This is a genomic window from Limnothrix redekei LRLZ20PSL1 (assembly GCF_043235035.1).
Lineage (GTDB): Bacteria > Cyanobacteriota > Cyanobacteriia > CACIAM-69d > CACIAM-69d > CACIAM-69d.
On record NZ_JAZAQF010000094.1, the window covers coordinates 42,075 to 58,922 of the forward strand.

The following is a 16,848-nucleotide window of genomic DNA, read 5'->3' on the forward strand; positions in this document are numbered from 1 at the left end:
GCAAAGCGTGTAGCATTGCCCTAGCCCGGCCTCGCAGTCGATTTTCAGGCGGTTTTAGGTGTTGTTTCTCGGCTTGATTCTGCACAGTAGAGATGCAACCCCAACTGAGCTATAACTAGCTATTAATCAGTCACTAATCAGTCACGAGTGACTGATGCTTGGGCGATCGCCACGACAGGCCAAGCCCAATCGTGACATTCACCCTCATATTCGATCGGGAGGACAGGAACGTGGGTTGGCGAGTCCGGGCCATTCGAGGAGCAACTACCGCAACCGAAAACACCATTGAAGCCATTCGGGAGGCGGTTCATGAGCTACTCGACGCTTTGGAAACCCACAATCGTCTGGAGATGGATGAGGTGGTGAGTGTCACCTTTTCGGTGACCCGTGACCTGGATGCCGTGTTTCCCGCCAAGATTGCCCGCGAGCGACCCAACTGGCAAAACGTGCCCCTGATGGATGTGCAGCAAATGCATGTGGATGGCAGTTTGCCCCAATGCATTCGACTGCTCGTGCATTTCAACACCCCTGACCCGATCGCCCGGATTCATCATCCCTACCTCCGAGGAGCCAAGCACCTACGCCCCGATTGGGTTTCAGCCCAAGAAGTGCGCCAAAAGGAACTGATCGTTAACTCCTAATTCTTTCAGGAGTTAAGCTAGCGGCAGTTTTGAGACTGAGATCTGTGACTGCTGAGCGTGCTTCTATTCCCGATCAGTTAACCTTCCCGGCCAAGCTGGCCTATGGGGCCGGCGACGCAGGCCCCGCCATCACCGCCAACCTGCTTGTCTTTTTGCAGTTGGCATTTTTAACCGATGTGGCCGGGTTGCCCGCCGGGTTAGCTGGCTCGGTGCTGATGGTGAGCAAAATTGGCGATGCCATCAACGACCCGATCATCGGCGTAATGAGCGATCGCACCCGCTCCCGTTGGGGTCGTCGATATTCCTGGATGCTCTGGGGAGCGATTCCCTTCGGCATTTTCTTTTTCTTGCAGTGGCTTGTGCCGCCGGGCAATACCTGGCTGCTCTATGGCTACTACGTGGTCTTGGGGCTGCTGTTCAATATTGCCTATACGGCGGTGAACTTACCCTACACAGCCCTCACCGCTGAGCTAACGGATGATTATGACGAACGCACCAGCCTCAACAGCTTCCGGTTTGCCTTCTCGATCGGGGGCAGTCTCCTCTCGCTGATTTTGGGCAAGGTCGTTGCCGATCAAATTCCCGACCCCGTTTGGCAATACGTTTGGTTAGCAGCCATTTGCACCCTGTTTTCTGTGTTGCCCATTCTCTGGTGCGTCGTGGGCACATTTCGGTATGGCATGGCCGCCGAGCGCCGCTGCGCCGAACGCAACGAAACCGCCCCCAGCTTGGGCCTGAAACAACAACTGGCGATCGTCTTTCAAAATCGCCCCTTCCTCTACGTCATTGGGATCTATCTCTGTTCCTGGCTGGCTGTTCAACTCACCGCCTCCATCCTGCCCTACTTCGTTGTGAGCTACATGGGGCTACAGCAGGCAGATTTCTTCATGGTCGCGATCGGGGTGCAGCTCACCGCCTTTGCCATGTTGTTTGTGTGGAGTAACCTCAGCCGCCGTTGGGGCAAACGGGGGGTCTATTTCGCGGGCATGAGTCTTTGGATCATTGCCCAAGCAGGTTTGTTGTTGCTGCAACCGGGGCAAACTGGCTTGCTGTACCTGTTGGCCGTGATGGCTGGCGTTGGGGTCTCCACGGCTTATCTAGTCCCTTGGTCGATGCTACCGGATGTGATTGAGCTGGATGAGCTAACCACTGGGCAACGTCGGGAAGGTGTGTTCTATGCCTTCATGGTCTTCTTGCAAAAGTTGGGGTTGGCTCTGGCGCTTTGGCTGGTGGGGATTGCGCTGGAAGTGGCTGGTTATGTGCCCACAGCCGCCGGAGGCACGCCGGCCAACCAACCGGCCTCAGCCCTGTTGGCAATTCGGCTGGCGATCGGCCCCTTGCCCACGGCAGCCCTGATTGGCGGCTTGATTTTGGCGTATTTCTACCCCATTACCCGCGACATCCACGCGGAAATTTTGCTGAAGCTGGCAGAGCGCAAACGTGCCCATCAACAGGCCAGTCAGGACTAGGGAAGTGCTAGGCAAGGATCCATCCCCCGGGGCGATCGCCCCTGTTCCTCGGCCTTGCGAACCCGGTTCAAAAAAATTCAAAAAAATTCAGAAAACCCCTTGACCCTTCTCGGAAGTTGTTGTTACTATACTCAAGCCTTCGGGCAATGGGGCGTCGCCAAGCGGTAAGGCAGCGGGTTTTGGTCCCGCCATTCCTAGGTTCGAATCCTAGCGCCCCAGTTAGAAAATTAGTTAAAGAAAGCTTGTTGACTGCGCTTCAGCCAGGCAAGTCAATAGAAAAGAAAAAATAAAAAAGCAAACTATAAAATCAAGAGTAATCAAGATCAAAAATAGTGTCTTGGTAATTCATGCCCTTGGTCATTTATGCGGGCCTACACCCAGACGTAAACTTAGAAACCCACTTAGGAATTGAGATATCAATCACTGAGGCGCGATCGAGACCCGATCGAGGCATGATTGAGAAATCAATTTGGCAACCGAGTTTAGAAACTGAGTTTAGAAACCGAATTGAGAAACCGAATCGGAAACTTAATTGGCAAGGCCCCCGGCGAACTCCAGCACGGGAAAAAGCAAGTCATCGGTGGTCAATTTTGCACAATCCATCAACCCTACTGACGAGGACAACTGAGGTGGCAACCTGGCAATGTATCAAAGGCTGTGGAGCCTGCTGTCATCTCGATCCGAACGAACGCCCCGACCTGGAAAGCTATTTAGAACCCGAGGATTTATTGCTCTATCTGAGCATGGTGGGGCCCGATGGTTGGTGCATGAATTATGACCAATTGAACCGAGAATGCACGATCTATGACGATCGCCCCTGGTTCTGTCGGGTGCAAGTCGAAACCTTTCAGCGGATGTTTGAGATTGAGCCAGCGGAGTTGAACGACTTTGCGATCGAGTGCTGCCGTGATCAAATCAGCGGAGTCTATGGCGATCTGAGTTTGGAAATGCATCGGTTCGATCGCGCCGTGGGCCTCAGCACCAACGCCCCAGCAACCCCCGAGCCATTGGATCCGTCGAGATTGGATCCGTCTGGATTCGATCAATATCAATAGGCATTTGACCAGCAGAATTCAACCAGCAGAATTCAACCAACGGAATTAAGCCAACGGAATTAAGCCAGCCGAACACTCAATGCCACAAACCAGGCAACAACCAACGCAACAACCAACGCAACAACCAACGCAACAAAATGCAATGCAACAAAATGCGCAATGAGTGAGATCCCAATCGCGCAGAGGGCTGCATTCGGATTAAATTGAGGATTGGTTCTTTCAGTTTCCTGAGTTCCATGTCTGACCCTAACGCTTTACCCGACTGGATTCGCCAAATCGTGCAGGATCAACCCCTCAGCAACGAGCAGGCGACTTGTTTGCACTGGATTGGCGATGCTTACCAACTGCTGATGCAGCTCAATAGCTTTAGCTTGAGTGAGTATTCTGAGCAGGTTCAGCATCTCGATCGGGTAGCGGAAATGGCTCGGGCTGGGAGTCGGCTGGCTCAACATGCGCCGGAAGTGGTGGAAGCCTTGGTTCAACAACAACCGGTGGGCCGCTCGTCCTGATGTTCACCCCCGAGCAATTGGCGCTGGCGGTGGTGGCGATCGCCCTGGGAGTTTCCGTCGGAAGCTTCTTGAATGTGGTGGTTTATCGCCTCCCCGCTGGCCTGTCGCTGCTGCACCCGCCCTCCCGTTGCCCCAAATGTTTGCACCGGCTGGCCCCCCACGACAATGTGCCGGTTTTGGGCTGGCTGTGGTTGCGGGGCCGTTGTCGCTATTGCGCAGCCCCGATCGCTCCGCGCTATCCCTTGGTGGAGGCGACCACCGGGCTATTGTTTGCCACGATCGCCCTGCGAATTAGCGCCGCCGAACCGGAGTTAGTGTTCAGTCCTTGGGGCTTGAGCATGATTTTGGGGGGATGGATCTTCGTGAGCTGGCTGTTGGCCCTGGCGCTCATTGATTGGGACACCCTCACCCTGCCCAACTCGCTCACCCAATCGGGCCTGTTGTTGGGATTGGGATTCAGAACCGCTTTCGGAGCGATTGACGCGGGCCAGGGCAGCGGCGCGGCGGCCGGACTACTGGATGCCCTGTTGGCCATGGCGCTTGGTCTGTGGCTGTTTCAAGCGATCGCCACCCTGGGCAGCTTGATTTGGGGACGCACGGCCATGGGGGCCGGAGATGTGAAGCTGGCGGCCATGCTGGGGGTTTGGTTGGGCTGGAAATTGCTGTTGCTGGCGAGTTTTTTGGCCTGCGCAATCGGGGCAGTAGCCGGTTTGGGCGCAATTGGCCTGGGTTGGCTACGGCGCGATCGGGTCTTGCCCTTCGGCCCATTTTTGGCTCTGGGCAGCCTAATCGCCATGCTGTGGGGCCCAGAAATCATCACAGCCTACTGGCAATTTTGGGTGCACTAGGCCTGACTCATGGCCTGGCCGCCACCTCCTCCACTGACGATGGCCAATAGTTTCCCCAAGCTAAATTCAGTAACGTTCCTTGCATCTCACAGAGGCATTGCACCAGCCGCTGGGCAGTCCGCACCATTAGCGGACTCGTTTTTAAAAAAGCAGCCACCTGAACCGCCTGGGCCGATCGCTGCAAGGTGGGTGAAATGGCCGTCGCAGTGGTGATGAACGATCGCTCCTGCCATTGATCCAAATCCTCGCGAACCGCTTGCCAGTAAAGGACTTGGAATTGCACAAAATCAAAATCGCACTCCCGCAGCACCCGCTCAATACGGGCATAGCGATGCAGACACCAGTTGCGCAAAATCACCCAGGATGGGTGTAAATCCCGCGCCAAAACCAGCTTGAACGCCCGTCGGCGTAACTGCGGCAAATAATCATCCACCCAAAAAACCATCATGTCGTGATAGTCCGGCGTGCCGATGCACGATCGATCCAAAACCGCCGCCCGATCAACCCCAAACCGATCCAACACCTCCTGGGGAAAGTAGCAGATCCCTTGGCGCGCATCCTCATCGATGTCGCGCAGGTTGTTATAGAACTGATCGACTGCTCCAAAGTGATAGGCCGCCTCCCACTGGGACGGACTCAAAAACGGCAGAATCTGGAAAAAGGAACCCGCCAACGTCTCCAGCATCGTTTCATAATCAGCCAACGTTTCAATCCGTAGATTGTCCGTGTGGTAGGTCAAGATTGCATCCAGATACCGATCCCACGACTGCACAGATAAGCGATCGCTCAGACTTGCCTCCGCGTGAAACCAGCGCTGTTGCATTGTCATCAGCAAACTGGCATCTTCTGTGACCACGGCCGCCGGGCCATGACTCAGCAAACGCTTCCAAGAGCGATAGAACGCGAGAAAACTAGGCTGCTCCGTAGATGTGTGATTTTCTTTACAGACAAGTTCTGCCTCCGCCAATCGATCGACCTTACGAATCCAACCAATCCGTTCAATCCATTCCCGTTGCACATCTGACTCGAGTCCTAAGACCCAAGCAGCGTTATCTTCATCCTTAAGAGAATCATCAGCAATCGCGCAGTATTGCGACGATTCGACCAGCTTGGCCACAGCCGATCCGTTCATGATGCACCCGTGAAATCCCTGACGCACTCTATTAGAACTTTAGCCCCTTGTTCTGGTAGATGAACAAATACCACCAATTTCTAAGGAAGTCTTAGCCGTCAGGGGCGATCGCCCTTTGTTTTAGCAAGAAATGGTCAGACTTTATTGCTGTGTGACACCCCCTAATCTCAGGAATTGAGAACATCAGCCAAATCTAGCCAGGATTGAAATTTAAAGCGCTTGTTTTCAGGCATGAAATTCTTTTTTCAGGCCATGAATTAGTGATTATTCTCAATCTTTAAAACACTTGTATTTTCTACTACATCAATTCAGGGAGAAATCTCTTAAGGTATCCCGTCGCCCAATTGGTTGTCTCCGCAAATTCTCGGAGCAAGTGCCCCCAAGTGTCAGCCTTTGGTATGCGCAACCCGGGCGGCAACACGGAAGCCCCTAAAAAAAAGGCACAGGTCAACGGGGCGCAAGTTCAGAACAACTGCCACCGTTAACTGACCCGATCGCCGATCGAGTGCGCGCTGGCTGATGACTCGACTCAATCAAGGGACTATCATGCTGAATCAAGGTTGTCTTGAGAACACATTGAGGCTGCTGAGTCCGATGCCAGCCTTAGGCTGACCCAAAACCGATAAAACCGAATGAATACGATAAATACGATGAGTGATCGCGGATCGCGCCAAATACATCGCGCCAAATACAATGAGTGATCGCAAGATCGCACCGATCCCGATCCTTGCAAAATTGTGCTGATTGCACCTAATCACGGAAAGAGTCGCTGGATCATGACCCTGGACTGCACAACAGGGCGATCAGCAAATCCAAGCGCATTATGGCTAAAGGAAGAATTTTGGGTTCTGGGCCAGAGCGTGGGAAACTAGGGCAGCGATCACCCGCTGCTGGTAAGGGCGCATCTGGAAGCAGGTAAACTGCGCCGGCCGAAAGCAGCAACGCATTTTGATAGCCCTGTTGGAACGAATCCGCCGAGCCTCTGGGATGGTTTACAACACCCCCAATCGACCGTTACCAGTGCCTTTGACGCAGCCGTTTCTGGTGTCCGCAAGAGTATTGTAACGCCCCGAGGGGCGGGGAATCTACCCGGAGAGTATTGAACCCATGTCGTTGTTTGATTGGTTTGCAAATCGTCGTAAGAGCGATCCGGCTGGACATTCAGGCCAAGAGCGAGAAATCGCCGATGGTCTCTGGACGAAGTGTGAAGCCTGCGGCGTTCTCGCCTACACGAAAGACCTTCAGGCAAATCAGATGGTTTGTCTGGATTGTGGGCATCATATGCGGGTCTATAGCGATGAGCGGATCCAGCAATTAATTGACCCGGGCACTTGGGTGGCGTTGGATCGGGATGTGCGCCCGGTGGATCCTTTGGGCTTTTTCGATCGCAAGTCCTACAGCGATCGAATTGTGGAGGCCCAAACCAAGTCCGGCCTCATTGATGCGGTGCAAACGGGCTTGGGTGATTTGGAAGGCCAGCCGATCGCCCTGGGAGTGATGGACTTTCGGTTCATGGGCGGCAGCATGGGATCCGTGGTGGGCGAAAAGCTAACTCGGGCGATCGAACGGGCCACCGCTGAACGCCGGGCCATGGTGATTGTCTGCGCATCCGGGGGGGCCCGAATGCAGGAAGGAATGCTGAGTTTGATGCAGATGGCCAAAATTTCCGGGGCCCTGGAGCAGCATCGCGAGGCCGGCTGTCTCTACATCCCTGTGCTGACCCATCCCACCACGGGCGGCGTGACGGCCAGTTTCGCCATGCTCGGCGACATCATCATTGCAGAACCCAAAGCGTTGATCGGGTTTGCAGGTCGGCGGGTCATTGAACAAACCCTGCGCGAAAAGCTCCCGGATAATTTCCAAACGGCGGAATATTTGCAACAAAACGGGTTTGTGGATGCGATCGTGCCGCGAACCCAACTGAAGTCTACGTTGGCCCGCTTGGTTCGGTTGCATCACGCTTCCCGACGGGCAGTGTCCACGGCTCCCACCAATGGGGCCCGGCGGCGGGATGAGGGGATGCTGGATGGTCAACGGGATGGGTTGCATGTGGAACGTTCGATCGCCCCTGGCTCGATCGCAGCCCAGCCCTAAATCCTCGTAACCAGCTATCAGTGATTCGATTCGCTCAATTCGATTCACTCCAGCAGCCATCTTCAAGATTGCGATCCAAGATTGTGATCCAAGATTGCAACCCGAGATTGCAACCCGAGGTTGCGATATGTTTCCGAACGATGGTTTCGGAATCCAGGCTCGGCGGGGGATCATCCCGCCCCCAAAGCGAGACTAGGGCCATGGGCTGAAAGCCTTGACCCCCAACGGTTATTCAGCCCCCGATCTCAAAAAGTCATGCCCACCGATGCGGCTTGAGTTGATAACTTGCCATCTCCCGGAGCCTGAAAGGCGGGGGCTTTGCCCTCAATCCGGTAAGATTAAAATCAACTTTTGGCTACCGCATTTTTTCTCCAAAACATTTATCGTTTAGGGCTTTGCCGGCCAAAGGCAACCGTTATCATTACCCGGCGATCGCTGGGTGAGACTCGGACACTTTGAAGAGACACCGGGGCCACCCCCGCTCCCGTCACTGGGCAGTGGAGAAGGCTTTGGGGTCAAAACACCGATCAACGCAGCCGTTTTAGCTGGCTGCCTAGATCGGGAATCCCCGTTGCTTTAGCATGGGGAGGATGTGAATTGTGGTTAGAGTGCCGCAGCGGGGGCGATCGCGCGATCCGAGCGACAATCTAGCCGGCTATAACATCGGCCTGACTTTGATCGAGATCAAGAGACTCAAGTCTAGAAAGAACCATGCTGAAAAAGGTTGTTTTGCTAGTTGTAGCGGTGGCGTTTTTTGCCTTCCAACTGGCCGTTAGCCCCGTAAGCGCGGCGGAAATGAAGCCGGAACTGCGCACGGTCAAGGTCAACGAAAAGGGTGATACCGTCACCTTGACCCTGGAGCAAGTGGCTCTGGGCAAGAAACTGTTTAATGACACTTGTGCCCAGTGCCATGCGGGCGGTGTGACCAAGACCAGCCCCGATCTGGATCTGTCGCCTCCGTCCTTGGCAGGTGCCATTCCTAGCCGCGATCACATCGCTGGCCTGGTGGACTACATGAAGAATCCGACCACCTACGACGGTGAAACGGAAATTTATGAACTGCACCCCAGCACCCGCAGTTCTGACATTTTCCCAGAGATGCGGAACCTGACCGATGAGGAATTGGAAGCGATCGCTGGTCATATTCTGAGCCAGCCCAAGGTGATTGGTTCCCGTTGGGGCGCTGGTAAGACTCGTTATTCGACTTGATGGATGAGTGAATAGGGAGGGCGATCGAGCAACAGGGTAGATGATGCCCGGTAGCGATGCCCTCAGGGTTCCCTGGATGGTTGTTTGATTCAGTTGCCCCATTCAAGGCTCATAATCGATTGCTTGCCCGGTTAACCCAAGGATGGTGGCCGGGTATTTGTTTGGGATGAATTGGGTATTGGAATTAGTTGAGCATTGGACTGAATTAGGCTTTGGGATTCCTTGAGCGGTGGCCACCCCGCAATTTTGCAGGGTAGAATCGAAAGGTCTCTGGGCTAAGGTTCCATGGCCGCATGAGTTCCACTAGCTGTGCCGTTTGCCCCGCGTCATCATCATGTCTAAACGTCAGTCCGATCGATTTGCGCTGGGGATCCTGTTGGGGGCGGCAACCGGAGCCGTAGCAGGATTATTGTTAGCTCCCCGATCGGGTCGAGCCTCCCGCCAGCGTCTACAACAATCTTTGCAAAACACTTTGCAACACACCTTACAAAAAACGGTGAAGCAATCGGGCGATCGCCTGCCGGGAGCGTTGGAGGAGTTGGGGCAAGTGGTGCGCGACCAAGCGGCCATTTGGTCCGATCGCACTCGCGATCGCCTAGAAGGGGCATTCGATCGACTGCGAGACGCGATCGCCAGCGGTGTGGCCGCCAGTCAAACGGTGGATCAAGAAGATGTCAGCTTATCGGAAGAGGGCGACGCAATCCCAACCGGCTCAACCCCAACTCCGAAGCCCCGCCAGTTGGCCTATAACCGTATGGCCGCCCCCATGACCCAAACGGGCGATCGCTAACGGCGCGCATTCCGTCCTCTGAACCCATGATCGATCCGTTATTTTGGCTGGGGCTATCGTTTTTGCTCGTCAGCATTTGCTTGGCGATCGCCCTGGCCGCTGCCATTCCTGCCCTGCAAGAATTGGGGCGGGCCGCCCGCAGCGCCGAAAAGTTATTTGACACTCTCACGAGGGAATTGCCGCCCACCCTGGAAGCCATTCGCCTCACGGGTTTGGAAATTAGTGACCTGACGGATGACATGACCAATGGTGTGCAAAGCGCCGGTCAAGTGGTGCAAAAGGTGGACAGCAGCTTGGATACGGCCCGGCGGCAGGCGCGGCGAGTGGGAGCCACGGCCCGGCGGGCGGCGGCGGGTCTTCAGGCCGCTTGGCAGGTGTTGGTGAAGCCTGGTCGCGATCGCCGTCGAGATAACCGGTTGGAAGGGCGCAGTGAGCGGAATGAATTGCGGGGCGAATTGCGGGGTGACCTCAGGGACGATCGCAACGATCGGAATGATCGCAGTGAGCGAAACGATCCAAGAAATGAGGGGCTGAACCGGCGAGCGGAACGGCCGGGACTGCCGAGTGGATCCGCTTGGCAACCGCCCGATCGCTACGCGGAGGCCTACCTAGAAGACGAGCTGGATGATGATCTCGATAATGATCTCGATGATGATTTGGAGGATCTAGATTTAGAGGATCTGGATGAATTAGATCATCTGAGCCATCAAGCCAACTATGGAGATCAACAAGCGCTCCAAAATTTGCAAGATTTGCGAGGTCTGAACCATTCGGCAACCTCTGGTGAACTGGAACAGCTAGGTGATGATTCCGGTTCGGGCAGCGATCAAAATGCAGGTCATAATCGCAACACTGCAGCAAGCACGAACTCAGGCCCTGAATCTGGAGATGGAACCCTGGTTGAGCGATCAAAATGAGCCTTCGAGATGAGCCTTGATTTGCAGGACTGGCCCCTAAAACTCACTCCCTTAAAACTGACGGATTTACCCGAAACAGCTTATCTAGTCGGCGGGGTCGTGCGGGATGCCCTTTTGGGGCGGCAACGCGACGCGGTGGATTTGGATGTGGTGCTGGCAACGGGGGCGATCGAGCTAGCCCGATCGATTGCTGGGCGCTACGATGCGGGGTTTGTGGTGTTGGATCGAGAACGCCAGATTGCGCGGGTGGTTTTTGCGCAGGGAACGCTGGATGTGGCGGCCCAGGTGGGCGGTTCGATCGAGGCAGATCTGCGACGGCGAGACTTCACGGTGAATGCGATCGCCTATCAACCCCATCGTCAGGAGTGGGTTGACCCCCTCGAGGGCCGGCGAGACTTAGCCGATCGATCCCTGCGGATGGTGTCCGTGGAAAACCTGCGGGAGGATCCCCTGCGATTGCTGCGGGCCTATCGAATCAGCGCCCAATTGAACCTTCAAATGGAGCCGACCACAGCCCAGGCGATCGCCCAACAGGTACCGAATTTGCGGCTTGTGGCCGCCGAGCGGGTGCGGGCTGAGTTGGACTATTTGTTGGAAACGCCCCGGGGCGATCGGGCGCTGATGGCGGCCAGCGCAATTCAGCTTTTGCGCGATTGGCTGCCCCCTTGGCAAGGAAAGCATGGGGTAACGCTCCCGGCCCTATCCAAGGCGATCGAGCAATTACAAGGCCTTTGGCCCGATGCACCCCTCAACTGTCCCCTGCCCAATGGGCGATCGCCCTTGGCGGCGGCCCGACTGGCCTGTTTGTTGGGGTCAGATTTGATGATCGCCCAACGGGCCCTGGATCGACTCAAAACCAGCCGGGTTGATCAGCGAATCCTGCTGGCAATTCTAGGGGCCAAGGCTAGCCTACCGGCCGATCGCCGATCGCCTCTCGATCGCGCGGCTCAGTACCAATTTTGCAAGGCGGCTGGGGAAGGATTTTTGGCGGCCGTGCTCCTGGCTTTGGCGGAAGGAACGGCCCCGATCGCCCTGGCCGAGGCGATCAGCCGTTGGCAAGATGCCGCCGATCCGGTAGCCCACCCCAGCCCACCGCTCACGGGTCACGAGTTGATGACGGAATTTGGCTTGCCCCGGGGGCCGATCGTCGGTCAACTATTGGCGGCCTTGGAGCGGGCCCAGGCCATTGGGCAAATTCAGGGTTCCGAAAGCGCTCGGCAGTTTGCCCAAAGCTGGCTCCAGTCAGCCCAATCCTTCCCGACATAGCCAACCTTTGCGGGCCAACCTTTGCGGGTCGATCGCGAAAGGCAATCTCAAGGCGATCGAGATGCGCTATGCTAGGTGGGCTGAACGGGAAATGGAACATGGCAAAGCGCCGTAACCTCAAAAAAGAAAAAGCACAGCGTAACTTGGCTTACGCACGTAAATTCCGCAAGCGCTCCAACAGTGGACGGATGCACCGCTCTCGTCGCCCGTCTGCATCGGCCGAAGCGGAAACCAATGAAGAGGAAACGACCACCGACGTTCAAGACGGTGCAGCGGTCTAACCCAACCCAAGTCTCTCTTCTGTGGCCGAAGCGGCCTGTGGCTAAAAACGTTTTGGGTTTCCTTGCTCCGTCGTGGATCCAATTTTCCATTAACCTCTGGGTTGTGCCATGGATTGGGTCTAACCCACGACCGGAGTCAGAAGCACCCGATCGCGGCTTTGAGGAAGCGCAGCAGTTTTATTAACTGTTGCGCTTCTCTGCTTTTGCCATTTGTTTTGAGCATTTATTTTTGCCATTTGTTTTGAGCATTTATTTTTGCCATTTATTTTGAGCATTTATTTTGAGGATCATCTCCCTTGATCAAGGGCAACGGCCGAGTCAGGCGTTGCAGGCGTGGGAAATTAGACCTCTTTCACGAAAATCCCTTTCCTCCAGATCGGCCGATCAACGATCATTTTGTAGGTTGGGTTGAGGCATGAAGCCCAACAACAGCAAGGTTTGTAGTGATCGAGTTGGGTTTCGCAAAGCTCAACCTAACTTACCGAAGAACTAAGCATTTGAGCGTTTTGTCAGTCAATCAGTAATCTTGGAAAGGAATTTATAGTTGCTTTATCAATCAGCTCTAAAGACCTCGTTAAAAATGTTTAGAGATTTTTCAGAAAATCCTCCATTTCTTGGGTCTCGGTAACCATTCCCAAGGCTTGGAAGTGATCGATCGCCCGTTCGGCCCAATTACGCGACTCCTTGCGCAATCGCCCCGCTAAGGCGGCGCGGGCTAAATGCTTGCAGCAATAGGCACAACACCGCTGATCAACAATCACTGCCGCCAACCGGTAGCTGGCTTCCAACTCCCGCAAGGCTCGAGAATATTGCCCCTGCGCCATCCGCACCTGCCCGATCGAGGACTGAATGTAGGCCGTCCCCCGTTGCCAACCCAAAGCCTGTGCTTTTTTCAGGGCTGTCGTATAAAGTCGCAAGGCTTCGGTGGAATTCTGTGCCTGCTGGGCCACATCGCCTTCGTAGTAAAGACTCTGGCACTCCAAGCGCAACCGGTGCTCAGCGTTGAACTGGGGATGGTGAATGAGTTGCTCAACACGGTGTTTCCACCGATCGCCATGGTCGATCGATCCCTGCTCATAGGCCAAGCGCAGTTGGTTAATGGCTAAATCCGCTTGCAAATCCAGATCCAGATGATCCCGCAATTGCCAAACGGCCTCAAAGTCTGCGCAAGCCTGGCGAAGGGATTGGGAGTCGTTGCGGAGGGCATGGGTCCAACCGCGATCGAACAAAAAGCGTGCTTCCAAGGCCGAGTTCTGTTGCTGACGAGCCAGTTGGATGGCCTTCGCATCGCGGGCAATTCGCTCCGACCAATGGCCGCGAAAGTGGCTGTAGCCCCTGAGGGGTTGAAAAACCTGCCAAAATGCCTCCAAGCGTCCGGCCGCCAAACACCAATCCAAGACCTGGCTCAGGGTGTCCCAATGGCGATCGATCGCCTGGTGATCGGTTAACCACTCCAGGCGATCGCCCTGGCCATGTTGCTGCACGTAGTCGATCGCCCATTGCAACCATCGCTCACGCATCGCCATTTCTTGAGTTGGGGCCAGGCGATCAGCCCCCACCGTGGCCACATAGCGCCGAGCCAAGGACGACAGACCATAGCGCCCGTCACAATGGAGGGTCACCATGGACTGCTCAGCCAGTTTAGCCAAATGGGCCCAAGTGGCGTGGGCTTCTGGATTCACTCCGGCCACTTGGGCTAACAACGCCGGTTGCACAGGAACCGCAAACCAACTGAGGGCCAACAGGAATTGCCCCGCCAACTGCCCGCCCAAAGCCTCCAGGGTGTTGGCACAGTAAAACTGCGTCACCCAGTGATCCGGTTGTTCCAGTTGGGCAATGACCCAGGCGATCGGTTGGCCCGCCGCCAATTGCCCCAACCCCCAAGCGATCGGCCCCGGCAGGGAACCCGCCGCCGCCACCAAACGCCGATATTGCCCCAGGGACCAAGGCCAACCCGCTTCCGGAACCCGCTGCATGATCCACCGCAGGGCTGCCTCTGGTTCCAGGGGATCTAGGTGGAGCGATCGGGCGATCGGCAACCGATAGCGACAGGTGAACAACACCTTGACCGTGGCCGGCAGTTCATACAGAAACGCCAACGTGGCCTGCGGATCCGTCATTTCTTCAAAACTATCCAAAATCAACAACATGGGTTGTTGAGCCATCAAAGTCCAAGCTTGTCGCATTCGATCGGGCAACGGGCGATCGTTCCATTCACTTTCCACCCCATCAAAATCAGATATCAGGTGTCGCAAAATTTCCGATAATAACTGCTCTAGGTTTTGTTGCGATCGACATCCTGGCAGCAGCCCCATCCCCGTTAAGTAATGGGTTTTAGCGGAAGTGAACAAGACCCGCTGAAAAGGGCAGGAATTTTGTTGAACTAAGTCATGAATGCTCGCTAAAGCCAGGGCTGTCTTACCGGTTCCGCCGGCTCCTTCAATCACCAAAAATCGCTCTTCTTGATTCTGTTGCAGCCAGTGAATCAGGTGTTCCCAATCCCGATCGCGGCCCTCCAAAATCGCACTATCCTGAGCTGGCAGATAAACCTTCAAGTTTTGATACTCCGCGATCGGAGCTGAGGAGATTCGATAGGGACGTTCTGTTAACATCGCCAAAATTCGGCGACGACAAAAACGCCCTTTCCAATTTAATAACGCTTTAAGATAAGTGTAAAGCTTATTTGTGAGTTCCGTTCGGAGAGCATTAGCATTAACTTCAAGCACTTTAGCCAAGGCTTCAATGCTCATTCCTGTGAGAAATCCGCGCAAATAGAGTCGTTCAGTGCGGCTGAGTTGCGATCGCCGAGGATCCCCAGTGGCGGGAAACTCCGGACAGGGCGACCCCTGCTTTGCCCACAGCAGCCGGGCCTTGACTCGGCCCAAGTCGCGATAGAGACCTTCGAGATTCCATTCGTACCCCACCTCCTGAAACAAAGTGCTTTTGCTATCCATCGCTCGCTGGGTCAACCTCCTTCGGAAAATGCTCGATTAGCCAAAGTGCGTGGCCGGGATTCAGGTCAGTTTCATCGAATTGATCAAAGATTTTAGATTTACCTAAGATTTTAGAGTTTTACCTAAGACTTTGGCTTTAGCTCTTACAAAACGGATCGAGATATTCTGATTTTCAAGCTGATTTCGCCACCGATTCCGCGCCGATCGCATGGGGGAACCGATCGCTCAGCCCTCGTGAATTCCTGTTAGTTCAGGGGACTCGTTCAACAAATTCGTTTAACAGACAGACCTGGGGCCGATCGCCCCTGGATCTAGTCCAAAAGCCGCGAGCAATTCATCTGGGTTCTGTGCCAAAGCCCACTGTCATTGGCCGCAGCCGGATCCAAGCCAATGGGCTGCTGATGGTTTTTGGGCTAAATCAACAACAATTCCAGGTCTTGGAGCCTGCATAAAAATTTCCAAGCAAGGCGATGTTAATGCAGTTGATGTTGGGTTTAGGGCTTGAGTAATTGCGCCCTAGCTGCTTGCTCTGTGTTGCTGAATTCTTGAAACTCTGGTCGAGAATGCCCATGATCCTTCCCTCTCCGGTGTTGTCTCAGGATCGGAAAACGGCTTGGCCCCACGGAACCCTGATTCACGATCGCTACAGCATCCTGCGGGGGCTGAATGTCGCCGCCGCGCGATCGCCCCAAGTCGGTCAGGTGCAGGTGTTTGAGGTGGTGGACTTGGAAGACGACGATCGGCCCAAGGTTCTGAAACTGTTGATTCGTCAACCATCAACCCGGCTCGATCGGCTTTATCGCGAAGCGGAAGTGCTGATGCGTGGCCCCCAGCATCCCCAAATTCCCAAGGCGGCGGTGGATGGCTTCTTTTGCTGGCGACCGAGCGACAGCCGCTGGCCCTTTCAGGGGCTAGTGATGGAGGCGATCGCGGGGGAATCCCTAGAGGCTTATCTCGATCGACAGGGGGCGATCGACCCCATGGAAGCGATTCGCTGGTGGGTGCAACTCAGCAGCCTGCTTCACAACCTGCACCAAGCCGGCTGGATCCATGGGGACGTGAAGCCCGCCAATCTAATTCGGCGGCCCCAGGGAGATTTGGCCCTGGTGGATTTTGATGCGGCAATGCCGGTGGGCGAGCGGGCAGCGGCCTGTGGCTCCGCTGGCTACATTGCCCCAGAACAGCGGCAAGGGCAGCCCATTGGCCCCGCCAGCGATTGGTTTAGCCTGGGCCGCACGATCGTGCATTGGCTCACGGGGCAGCATCCCTTAGATTTGATTGCCCAAAGTGTTGACTCTGACTTTGACTGGCGCTGGGCTGTGCCGGGGTTGCCGGACTCAATCGCCGATGCGATCGACACCCTGATGGCTCCCAACCCGAGCGATCGCCGAATCATGCCAGCGGGAACCACCGCCACGTCCTTGCTTCCCTTGGCTCAGCGCCTGGCGCGGCCGCCCGTTGTCGCCACGCCCCCTAGGCAGTTCCCGGAATTCCCGAGGGCTGCCTAGGGAATCCCTGGGAATCCCAGCAACCTAGAAATTTCTAGGGGTTTCTAGGGATTTTCTAGTGTTCCTACACACCACAATCTCTCTGTTCAATTCGGCGGTGGACTGTGCTCCACAAGCCGGATTTTTTTGTGGCAAATCTTGGTGGCAAATCTTGGTTGCCAATCAACGCGGCAAA

General features: G+C 55.3%; 14 protein-coding genes and 1 tRNA gene. 13 read left to right on the top strand and 2 right to left on the bottom strand.

Translation table 11 applies throughout. The features are described 5' to 3' along the window. Nucleotides 1-230 precede the first annotated feature (230 nt). The 6 genes from aroH to VPK24_RS18090 all read left to right on the top strand — a co-directional run bounded on the left by aroH (nucleotide 231) and on the right by VPK24_RS18090 (nucleotide 4,522). A complete protein-coding gene (gene aroH, locus VPK24_RS18065) occupies nucleotides 231-641 on the top strand; it encodes a chorismate mutase (RefSeq protein WP_099534499.1) in 411 nt (136 codons plus the stop codon). A 44-nt stretch (nucleotides 642-685) separates the two neighbouring features. Further along, complete coding sequence (locus VPK24_RS18070; RefSeq protein WP_393015484.1) at nucleotides 686-2,110, top strand: MFS transporter; 1,425 nt, start codon at nucleotides 686-688, stop codon at nucleotides 2,108-2,110. Nucleotides 2,111-2,257: 147 nt separating this feature from the next. Beyond that, a tRNA-Gln gene (locus VPK24_RS18075) sits at nucleotides 2,258-2,329 on the top strand. Between the two features lie 410 nt (nucleotides 2,330-2,739). Further along, complete coding sequence (locus VPK24_RS18080; RefSeq protein ID WP_393015486.1) at nucleotides 2,740-3,165, top strand: YkgJ family cysteine cluster protein; 426 nt, start codon at nucleotides 2,740-2,742, stop codon at nucleotides 3,163-3,165. Between the two features lie 236 nt (nucleotides 3,166-3,401). Continuing rightward, nucleotides 3,402-3,674: a hypothetical protein gene (locus tag VPK24_RS18085; RefSeq protein WP_099534496.1), complete on the top strand. Its 273-nt coding sequence runs from the start codon at nucleotides 3,402-3,404 to the stop codon at nucleotides 3,672-3,674. Further along, nucleotides 3,674-4,522 carry a prepilin peptidase gene (locus VPK24_RS18090; RefSeq protein WP_393015488.1) on the top strand — a complete coding sequence of 283 codons (849 nt, stop codon included), beginning with the start codon at nucleotides 3,674-3,676 and terminating at the stop codon, nucleotides 4,520-4,522. Before VPK24_RS18085 ends, VPK24_RS18090 begins: the two co-directional genes overlap by 1 nt. Before the next feature lie 7 nt (nucleotides 4,523-4,529). On the opposite strand, the gene VPK24_RS18095 is transcribed toward VPK24_RS18090, so the two are convergent. Beyond that, nucleotides 4,530-5,654, bottom strand: coding sequence for a squalene/phytoene synthase family protein (locus VPK24_RS18095; protein ID WP_393015491.1), 1,125 nt, complete (start codon nucleotides 5,652-5,654; stop codon nucleotides 4,530-4,532). Between the two features lie 1,107 nt (nucleotides 5,655-6,761). Here VPK24_RS18095 and accD point away from each other — a divergent pair. The 6 genes from accD (at nucleotide 6,762) to VPK24_RS18125 (ending at nucleotide 12,211) form a co-directional block, all read left to right on the top strand. Then, nucleotides 6,762-7,748, top strand: a complete 987-nt coding sequence (gene accD / locus VPK24_RS18100) for an acetyl-CoA carboxylase, carboxyltransferase subunit beta (protein WP_393015493.1) — start codon at nucleotides 6,762-6,764, stop codon at nucleotides 7,746-7,748. A gap of 711 nt (nucleotides 7,749-8,459) precedes the next feature. Then, nucleotides 8,460-8,957, top strand: coding sequence for a photosystem II cytochrome c-550 (psbV, locus tag VPK24_RS18105; protein WP_393015494.1), 498 nt, complete (start codon nucleotides 8,460-8,462; stop codon nucleotides 8,955-8,957). A gap of 334 nt (nucleotides 8,958-9,291) precedes the next feature. Next, nucleotides 9,292-9,747, top strand: a complete 456-nt coding sequence (locus tag VPK24_RS18110; protein WP_190526127.1) for a YtxH domain-containing protein — start codon at nucleotides 9,292-9,294, stop codon at nucleotides 9,745-9,747. A 26-nt stretch (nucleotides 9,748-9,773) separates the two neighbouring features. Further along, a complete protein-coding gene (locus tag VPK24_RS18115) occupies nucleotides 9,774-10,664 on the top strand; it encodes a hypothetical protein (RefSeq protein WP_393015496.1) in 891 nt (296 codons plus the stop codon). A gap of 9 nt (nucleotides 10,665-10,673) precedes the next feature. Next, nucleotides 10,674-11,930 carry a CCA tRNA nucleotidyltransferase gene (locus VPK24_RS18120; RefSeq protein ID WP_393015498.1) on the top strand — a complete coding sequence of 419 codons (1,257 nt, stop codon included), beginning with the start codon at nucleotides 10,674-10,676 and terminating at the stop codon, nucleotides 11,928-11,930. A 98-nt stretch (nucleotides 11,931-12,028) separates the two neighbouring features. Then, complete coding sequence (locus VPK24_RS18125) at nucleotides 12,029-12,211, top strand: hypothetical protein (RefSeq protein WP_099534512.1); 183 nt, start codon at nucleotides 12,029-12,031, stop codon at nucleotides 12,209-12,211. 584 nt (nucleotides 12,212-12,795) lie between these two features. Here the strand turns inward: VPK24_RS18125 and VPK24_RS18130 are convergent. Further along, nucleotides 12,796-15,165, bottom strand: coding sequence for an NB-ARC domain-containing protein (locus VPK24_RS18130; protein ID WP_393015499.1), 2,370 nt, complete (start codon nucleotides 15,163-15,165; stop codon nucleotides 12,796-12,798). A 569-nt stretch (nucleotides 15,166-15,734) separates the two neighbouring features. On the opposite strand from VPK24_RS18130, the gene VPK24_RS18135 reads away from it, so the two are divergent. Further along, a complete protein-coding gene (locus tag VPK24_RS18135) occupies nucleotides 15,735-16,673 on the top strand; it encodes a serine/threonine protein kinase (RefSeq protein WP_393015501.1) in 939 nt (312 codons plus the stop codon). The last annotated feature ends 175 nt before the right edge of the window (nucleotides 16,674-16,848 follow it).